At 72.8% G+C, this 8407-nt stretch carries 9 protein-coding genes; 1 reads left to right on the forward strand and 8 read right to left on the reverse strand.

Features of this window, described 5'->3' with window-relative positions; all coding sequences use genetic code 11:
- Window positions 1–26 precede the first annotated feature (26 nt).
- From ABD901_RS29940 to ABD901_RS29970, 7 genes are all read right to left on the reverse strand, one after another.
- A complete protein-coding gene (locus ABD901_RS29940) occupies window positions 27–425 on the reverse strand; it encodes a hypothetical protein (protein WP_345131589.1) in 399 nt (132 codons plus the stop codon).
- Window positions 422–967, reverse strand: a complete 546-nt coding sequence (locus tag ABD901_RS29945; protein ID WP_345131591.1) for a hypothetical protein — start codon at window positions 965–967, stop codon at window positions 422–424. The genes ABD901_RS29940 and ABD901_RS29945 overlap by 4 nt, the downstream gene beginning before the upstream one ends.
- 92 nt (window positions 968–1059) lie before the next feature.
- On the reverse strand, window positions 1060–1656 hold the full coding sequence (locus ABD901_RS29950) for a thioredoxin domain-containing protein (protein ID WP_345131593.1): 597 nt from the start codon (window positions 1654–1656) through the stop codon (window positions 1060–1062).
- The gene (locus ABD901_RS29955) at window positions 1653–2174 is read right to left on the reverse strand and encodes a MauE/DoxX family redox-associated membrane protein (RefSeq protein ID WP_345131595.1); all 522 of its coding nucleotides are present in this window, start codon (window positions 2172–2174) and stop codon (window positions 1653–1655) included. Before ABD901_RS29955 ends, ABD901_RS29950 begins: the two co-directional genes overlap by 4 nt.
- Before the next feature lie 16 nt (window positions 2175–2190).
- Window positions 2191–2442 carry a hypothetical protein gene (locus tag ABD901_RS29960; protein ID WP_345131597.1) on the reverse strand — a complete coding sequence of 84 codons (252 nt, stop codon included), beginning with the start codon at window positions 2440–2442 and terminating at the stop codon, window positions 2191–2193.
- Between the two features lie 59 nt (window positions 2443–2501).
- Window positions 2502–2780: a hypothetical protein gene (locus tag ABD901_RS29965; RefSeq protein ID WP_345131598.1), complete on the reverse strand. Its 279-nt coding sequence runs from the start codon at window positions 2778–2780 to the stop codon at window positions 2502–2504.
- 481 nt (window positions 2781–3261) lie between these two features.
- Entirely contained in the window at window positions 3262–4566 is a 1305-nt protein-coding gene (locus ABD901_RS29970; protein ID WP_345131600.1) for a condensation domain-containing protein, read from the reverse strand.
- Window positions 4567–4883: 317 nt separating this feature from the next.
- Between ABD901_RS29970 and ABD901_RS29975 the strand changes: the two genes are divergently transcribed.
- Window positions 4884–6323 (forward strand): tetratricopeptide repeat protein, encoded by a 1440-nt coding sequence (locus ABD901_RS29975; RefSeq protein ID WP_345131602.1) that lies wholly within the window; start codon window positions 4884–4886, stop codon window positions 6321–6323.
- Here ABD901_RS29975 and ABD901_RS29980 read toward each other — a convergent pair.
- Window positions 6318–8407, reverse strand: a 2090-nt coding sequence (locus tag ABD901_RS29980) for an SAV_2336 N-terminal domain-related protein (RefSeq protein WP_345131604.1), incomplete at its 5' end; no start/stop codon positions are given. The genes ABD901_RS29975 and ABD901_RS29980 overlap by 6 nt on opposite strands.

Below are 8407 nucleotides of genomic sequence, written 5' to 3' on the forward strand. Positions count from 1 at the left end.
AGAGGTTGGTCGGTCGGATTGGCCGCTCAGGCGCCGTAGTCCTGCAGCGGCGACGGAGAGTGCTCGGCGGAGTCGAACATGATCCGCCGCCAGTCGCCGCCGTACGGGAAGATGCCGGCGCTGGTGCGGTAACGCTTACGGGCCACGAGCTTGGCCCCGTTGATGTGGTCGCCGACGGTGCCCATCCGGTAGAGGTCCTCGAGCCGGGCGAACGCGGTCACGCTGACCACCCGTCTCGCCGGCACCTCCATGAAGGTGGACACGAACAGCAGCGACTCGCCGAGCGCCCGGCTGATCCGGCGGCTGAGCACGAGGTGGACGAGCCGCATGTAGAGCAGGCGGGCGAGCGTGTCGCAGTCGAACCGGGTGACGACCAGGACGCCGCCGTCCGGGTCGAAGCGGACCCGGTCGGCGGCGCTGGTCACCAGAGGGTCAGGGCCACTGCCAGACACACCATCACTCCCCCCGAGACGACCCTGGACAGGCGGATGAACAGCAGTTCCCCGCCGATGTTGTGCACGGTCATCAGGTGGTCCAGGTAGGTACCGATGACCAGCTGGCCCACCGACACGATGACCATGACGGCCAGGAACCACAGGGCGCCTCCGGGATCGAGCAGGACGAGCGTGGCGAGCGCGGCCCACACGAGGGACGTGGTCTTGCGGGTGGTGAACAGCAGCGCGAGGTCGAACGACCACACGACGCCCCGCCAGCCGGGCGAGACGTTGCGCGCGTGCCGCTGCGGCACCTGGCGCATCGCGTGGGGCGTGCGGTTGACGATGTCGAGTACGCCGAGCACGACCAGCACCGCGGCCCAGGCGATGATCCGCGCGAGGTGTGGAACCGTGGCCTCCAGCAGCCGGCCGACGCCGTACGCGATCATCACGAGCAGGGAACCGCCGGCCAGGTAGCCCGCGAGGTACCCGAACATGAAGTTGTGCGCTTCTTCAGGCGACCGCCTGAGCATCGGCGCCACCACGCCGACCATCGAGCGGCCTCAAGGGCTCCAGTACTGCATGACGAACCCGAGCAACGCGGTCGCCAGCAGAATCTCCCGGATCACGCCTTCCGGCCCAGCGGCAGCGGCACCGGGTCGAGTACCGGCTCGGGCGCGGGGCCGAAGACCTCGTCGAACCAGCGGGTGAGCGCGCTGTAGGACGTGAACGCCACGCCGCCGATGATGACGCCGTCGGCGCCCACGGCCACGGCGGCCGGGCTGCTGGTGATGCCGAACACCGACGTGGCCATCTCGCCCTGGACGTCGACCACCACGGGCAGCGCGTCGAGGCGGTGCTTGGTGACGAAGTCGGCGCCGTTCGCGTCGCCCGCCGTGGTGACCAGCACACCCATGAGGTTGACCGGGTAGTCGGTGAAGAACTCTGGTGCCGCCGGGGCGAGGACGCTGCAGGCCCGGCAGCTCGTGCTGAAGATGACGACGACGCCGGGGCCCTTGCGGAAGGTGCCCGGCAGGCCCGCCACCAGCTCGCCGCTGCGAGTCTCCTCGAGCGGGTGCACGGGACCGTCGCCGACGCTGCCGCTGCCGGTGTCGGCGTGGTCTCCGGTGCGGTTGGCCAGTTCGCCCATCATCGCGAACAGCGAGACCACCGCGATGGTGAGCAGGACCAGCATCACGACGATCAGGGTGGTGACGATCACGAGGTCCTCCGGATCGCGGTGACCGAGTTGAAGAACAGCGGGATGTACCTGCGGTTGCGCCAGCACAGGCCGCCGATGACGACGTTCAGGCCCAGCAGCAGGGCAACGGTGCGGTAGTCCTCGAGCGGGCGCGCGAACGCGAGCCCGGCCCACGCCATCAGCGCGAGACCGGCCAGGATGTTCGCGCCCCCGAACGAGCCGCCCGACGTGGTGCCGAAGCACCCGCACGGCTTGCGCGTGCGCCGGGTCTTGCCGACGACGCCGATGGCGGCGAAGCTCAGGCCGAGCAGGGCCGCAACGGCCTGCACCACCGCGAACCGACCGGCGAACGGCACCAGGAGCGCCAGCGCCAGTTCGACGACGGCCACGACGCGCACGAAGGATGCCGGGACGGCCTCGCGCCCGGTCAGCTCGGCCAGCGCCGCCCCGAGGGGGGCCGGCACGGTGAGCTTTCCAACGCCCGCCCGCAGCAGCATCGCGGAGATCGCGGCGGTGAAGGCGACCATAATGGCGGTCATGAATGCATGACGCCGATCAGGACGGCACGATCGCGATGTTACGGACGGCGGCGGGCGTGGTATTGCGGATGTGAACGACATCCTCCTCGCCGTGCACGGCCACCGGGCGGTTGGAGATGCGAATCTTGCCCACGGTCGAGAACTCGATGCCATCCTCGATCTTGATGCTGCCCATCCGCGTGTGCACGGCGAACAGGTCGCTGGGCCTGCCGTTGGCGATCGCTGTGCAGATGCCGACGTTGGTGCCCTCTTCGTTCTCGAAGATCACCGCGTAGCCGCGGTCGGTCGGGGTGTGCTTAGCCATTGATCCATTCCTCCGATCGAGCCTCAGCCGCACTTGATGGCGGAGTACGTGTTGCCGTTCGCCTCGCAGCACTGGCAGAACTGCGCGCCGCTGTAGCAGCCCCAGATGTAGTTCTTGTGGGCCACGCAGTAGCTGTAGCTGCCCGGGCAGTAGGCCAGGTTGCAGCAGAAGTACGGGCAGAGAGCACTGGCCGGCGCTTCCGATGCGACCAGCGCCGAGGCGGCCGCGAGGCCGCCGACGCCGATGCGCGCGAACATGCGCCTCGACAGTGTCTTTTTGATCAGGGTGCCCGTGGACGCCATGACATACACCTCCGGTGTTTTCCGGTCTGGCGGATGACGAGGGATTGCGCGTCAGGTCGACGCAGGGCCGCGTGGGACGTGCGTGGTATCGGGCAACATGAGGCCGGCAGACACCATTGCGCACTTCACCCCCGCGCGGCGAATGGCCCGTTGCAAACGGGCATCGATGATGATGTTCGTCAATCGAATAATTCATGAGCCTATGGGATCGACGAATACGAGTCAACGCTTTGATCATTATCAATTACGCATTGATCTTCGACCGGAAGAGCGCTCTCTCGCACCGGGCTCAGCGGGCGAGCCGGCCGCCCTCGACGGCGAGGACGGTGCCGTGGAAATAGGCGGCCGCGGCCGAGCAGAGGAAGACCAGCGCGCCGGCGCTACACGCCGTCGGGCTTGTTCGTGGGCCGTGAGCCTGGCCCGGCGCCGGGCGCCGATGGTGGCCGCCGCCACCTCGCCGGCGTGACGACGGGCCCGCGGTTCAGGCCCGCAGGGCGAACGACTCCATTTCGGCCAGCAGTGCGAGCAGGTCGGGCCGGGAGAGGTACCGCGTGTCGGCCGAGACGGTCAGGCGTACAAGATCCGGCACGTCCTCCACCACGAGCATCAGCTTCGGGCCCAGAAACTTGAGCGCTTCCTCGGCGAGGACCCGGGTCTCGCCGAGCGCCTCCTCGGGGTCGCCGCCGGGCGCCGACGGGCGCGGCGTGCGCCGGTCGTTGTAGATGCAGGTCAGGTCGAGGTCCTCGCCGCGCTCGCGGCCGACCCGTGCGGTGAGCTCGGCCCGCGCGCGCGGGTCGTAGTAGGCGTGCTTGGACGCGCTCATCGACGCCGCGCGGGCGCGGGCGATCGCCTCCGCCGGCTCGACCCCGGCCACGTCGAGCACGCACAGGCCGTCCTGGGTCACGGGGCTCACCACGTCGCGCAGGCCCGGCCGGAAGCGGTTGCCGATGATGCCGATGCCGACGAACGGGCCGGTGCCGGGCTGCACCCGCTCCAAGCCGGCCGCGAGCGCGGCGAGCAGCACCCACGCCGGGTCGGCGCCGAGCCGGGCCGACACCGCCGCGGAGGCCAGGTGCATCGCCCGCGACTGCCAACGGATCCGGCAGTACACCGGGTCGCCGCGGTCGACCGGCCCGCGGAACATGCTCGCCGGGATGGCGCGCAGGTGCGACTCCCAGTAGCGCATCGCCGCCGCCGTCTGCCGCAGCAGCGCCGGCTCCTGCTGCATCCGGGCCAGGTCGAGCGGCTGCGGCGCCTCGTACGGCCCGGCGGGCTCGCCGGTGACGGGGTCGCGCCCCGCCAGCTCGCGCATCATCACCGCGATCCCGCCGAGGTCGGCGGCGATGTGGCAGATCATCACGACGACATGGGTGACGGCCCCGGCGCGGCACACCACGCCCATGCGCAGCGGCCACTCGTGCTCGTAGTCGAACGTGCGCTCGCGCCACCCCGCGGCGAGCGCCTCGGCGACGGCGGCCGGGTCCGCGCCGTCGTCCGCGTCGAGCACCTCGAGCACGGCCTCTCCGGCGCCGGCCACCTCCTGGGTCACGGTGCCGTCGGCGGCGAGGCGCAGCCGGGTGCGCATCGCCGCGTAGCGGCTCATGAAGAAGCGCAGCTCGGCAGCGAAGTCCTCGACGGTGCGGCCGTCGTCGACGGGGACGACCCCGCCCATGCTCATCGACGAGCCGGTCTCCACCATCGACGCCCAGACCTGCTGCTGGCCCCAGGCAAGCGGGCCGGTGCCGGCGCCCGGGCCCGCGAACGGGACGATGATCCGCTGCCCCAACCTCAAACCCTGCTCCCGCCTCACGACCCGGACCGGCATTAGCTCCGGTGGATGCTTGCACATGCCGGTGCCGCTGGGATCCGCCATTCGGGCGGCGACCCTTCCTTCAAATGCCACTTGCACCAAACCCCGAAATAAGGCCCAGGGACGCATCCAGCGGCGCGGTCCACGAACTGCGGCCGGTCTCCAACGCCACCACAAACGCGTACTGCCAGCCCGGCTCAGTGCGTCGTTTCATCCTTCGTAGCGATCGACCGGCCCGAACAGCCGCACCGCGCAGCCGTTCGCTGCTCGCGCGACCTTACACTGGTCGATGCGTGAGCAGACGGGGGTCGACGATGGCGGACCAGATCAGGGACGCGCTCATTGATGCGGCGGCGGCCGGCGACGAGCGGCGCCTCGCGGAGCTGTGCGCGGCGCACCGCGACGAGATCCGGCGGGACTTCCCGTCGTGGACGCGCGTGCCGGAGACGGTGCGTGCCGACCCGGCGGCCGTGCAGCGCTACGGCGGCGGCCTCGTCGCGGTGGCCCAGTGCTTCGCCGCGCGGCTCGGGGACCCCAGCCTGCTCGACCGGCTACGCGGCCCCGACGAGTCGAATCCCGTCATCGCGTGGCAGCGCTCGCTGGGCCAGGCCCGGGCGTTGATGGGCGAGGCCCGCTTCGGCGTGGCCCGCACACTGCTGGCCGGTGCCCTCGCGGGGGCGGACGGGCTGCAGGGGTCCGCGGTGGCGAGCCTCCTGCCGATCACGCACGGCATGCTCGGGGAGTGCTGCTTGCAGCTCGGGGAGGCGGGCGCGGCGATCGAGCCGACCGTCGCCGCCCTGCGACTGTGCGAGGCGCACGGCGACATCGAGGGCGTCCTGGCCTATCTCGGGAACCTTTTCGAGATCCAGCGGTACCTCGGGCAGCCCGGCCACGCCGCCACGACCGCCGAGCGGTATGCCGCCGCGCTCGAGTCCGCCGGCCACGTCGGTCACGCCGTCGGGTGGCGGCGCCGGGCCGCACGCGTGCGCGCCGGCGAGCCGCCGAACCGGGTCGTGGCCGTCGTCGACGGCGAGCGGCACGAGCTCGCCGACCTCGGCGCCGTGTCCGGCGACCGGCGGGTCGAGTTCGTCTTCGAGCGCAACCGGCTCACCTTGGAACCGGCGCGGCGGCGCGCCGGCGACGGGGAGCGGCTCGGTGGCGAGGGCCGGCACGCCGAGGCCCTCGACGCGTTCCGGGAGGCGGCCCGGCTCGACCCGTTCGATCCGCACTCGCGCTACCTGGCGGGCCTGGCGCTGCTGCAGCTGGGCCGCCACGGGGAGGCGGTCGCCGAGTACGAGGCGACGGAGCGGCTGGCGCCGGGCTGGTTCAACTGCCGCGCCGACCTGTGGCTGGCCCGCGAGCTGGCGAGCGGCGCGATGACGGCGGAGCTGTACCGGATGGTGTACCTGCTGGAGGACGCGCCGGCGCCGCCGCAGGAGAAGGTCCGCCTCGCCGACGCGGCCCTGCGCACGGCCCCGGGCCTGGCGCCGCTGCACCTGTTCCGCGGGCACGCCCTGCGCGCGCTGGGCGCGCCGGCCGAGGCCGCCTCGGCGTACCGCAACGGCCTGACCTACGCGGCCGAGCCCGACTTCCGCAGCCGCCTGCTCTCGGCCCTGGGCATGACGACCGAGTCGGCCCCGGAGCGCACGGCCGCGCTGGGGGAGGCGGCGGCACTGCCGGGCGGCAACCTCATCGCGGCCGCGATGGCCACGGTCGCGTTGCGCACCTCATGACCGCCGGCCGGCGGCGACCTGGGCCTCGTCGTCGGGGTATGGCAGTTCGGGATCATTCACCACAATGCCGAGCCGCCGGCCCAGGTGATCGCGATCGTCGCGGATGACCGCCTCACGCCGCAGCCTCGTCACCCGATCGACGATCTCCTCCGGCGGCCCGTCCATGAGCCGCTCGACCCCGGCGCGCACATCCGGCGCCGACAGGCCGTTCTCGACCCAGAGCACGACCGGAACGCCGACGGCGATCGCCGCGAAGTGCTCGCTGCGACCTGGATCGGTGTTCGGCGGGCCGGAGAGCATCACGGCGGTGACCGGCGGACTCAGGCGCAGACGCGCCTGAAGCATCCTGAGGTTCTCCCCCTCGCCGGCGCGCGCCCAGGTCAACCGATGGTGGCCGGCCTCGATGGCGGCCCGCCAGCGCTCGCGGAGCCGACGAGCGTAGAGAGCCCGATCGCGAACGACGTCCAGACTGCGGACGACGACGTCGTACTCCACGCACAACGGGAGGTCCTCGCCCCGTGTTCGCCACCACTGCACCGGCAGGTCTATGAGCGACCTTGGCAGGACGAACTCTACGGTCGGCACCTCACGCAACATGGACCAAGCCCTCTCGGCGGCGTCGACGGCCGCGGCCACCGCTCCCTCCATGCTTTCGCGGTCGCCGAGGTGGTCGTCGAGCCGCATCAGCGCCGACTCGAACGCCGCCCACGAACGCATCAGATACAGGCCGGACGGATTCTCCTGGATCTTGACGATCAGCCGCGGGGCGGCGAGTAGCGGGGATTGGCGGGCGGGCCCGGGGCGGGCCAGGCCGAGACGGCGGCCGATCCTGTCGCGCATCGCGGCGAAGGGCTCGATCCCGCCGCCGATCGACGGGTGGCGGTCCAGGTAGGTGGTGAGGGCGGCGTACGTGTCCCACTCGCCGCTCGCCGTCACCCCGGAACGCAAGGCCTCGGCGACGCCGCCGCGGAAGTTGACCCGTGCGCCGTTGTTGCTCGGCAGACGCTCGAGCAGGCCGGCGGCGAGCACCTCGGCCGCCGGGGCAGGGTCGGTGTCGCGCAGGACCTGGGCCTGCAGCAGCTGGATCAGGGGCAGGGTCAGCACGGGCGCGCCGGCCAGGACGGCGGCGAGGCGCTGGGCCCGCTCGCTCGCCCGCGCCTGGAAGGCCGCCACCCGGTCGGCGGGCGGGATGCCGGCGTTGGCCCGGGGCGCGGGTGCGGCGGCCGGCGGCCTCGCCCAGACGCCCTCGACCCACTCGCCGTGCCCGGCGACGGAGCGCGCCCAGCGGCCCAGGGCCTCGGGCCGAAGCGGCACGACCGGCACCGCGACGCCGCCGTCGGCGCGGTCGTCCGACCACCAGGCGGTGCGCAGTGCGGCGGCCCGGTTCGGTGCGGCGGGGCGGTCCGTGCGCAGCGCCACGACGGGGCGGCCGACGGCGGTGTACCCCCACTGCGGCTCCGGCAGCAGATGGACGATCGTGGTCGGCGCGGCGCGGGCCCAGCCGTCGACAGCGCGCCAGACGGTGTCGCGGTACCAGTGATCGGTGACGCCGTCGGTGAGCACCAGCACGACCCGTCGCCCGTCGGGATCGGCGAGGCGCCCGGGCTCGTTGACGGCGGCGTCCAGCGGCCACCGCTCGACGAGGCGGAACAGGCCGAGGCGGCGCAGCGTCGCCTCGAGGCGGGCGATCTCGTCGCGCCAGACGGGCATGACCGGCGAGTCGTCCACCACGAGGGCCAGGTCGAGGCCGGGCTCGGGGCGCGGGCGGGTCACGATCGTGAGCCGGCCGGCGTCGGCGGTGGCCTCAACGGTCGCGTCGATGTCGACGGCGGGGCGGCCCGGCCGGCGGACGCGCCGCAGGGGTGCGATCGCCCGCGCCACCGCGAGGGCGCGGCTCGACGCCGACGGCGCGCGCGGTCCGGCGGCCGTGGCCACGTGCACGACGGCGACCGGCTCGAGCGCGGCGCCGATCGCGTCGGCGGACGCGATCGAGGCGGCCGGCGGCGACGGCGCGAACGCGCTCGCGGCCACGGCGGAGGCGGGCTGCGGCGCGGCCGTGCGCGCCGCGGGATCGGCCGCGGCAA

The sequence above is a fragment of the Dactylosporangium darangshiense genome (assembly GCF_039537565.1).
GTDB lineage: Bacteria > Actinomycetota > Actinomycetes > Mycobacteriales > Micromonosporaceae > Dactylosporangium > Dactylosporangium darangshiense.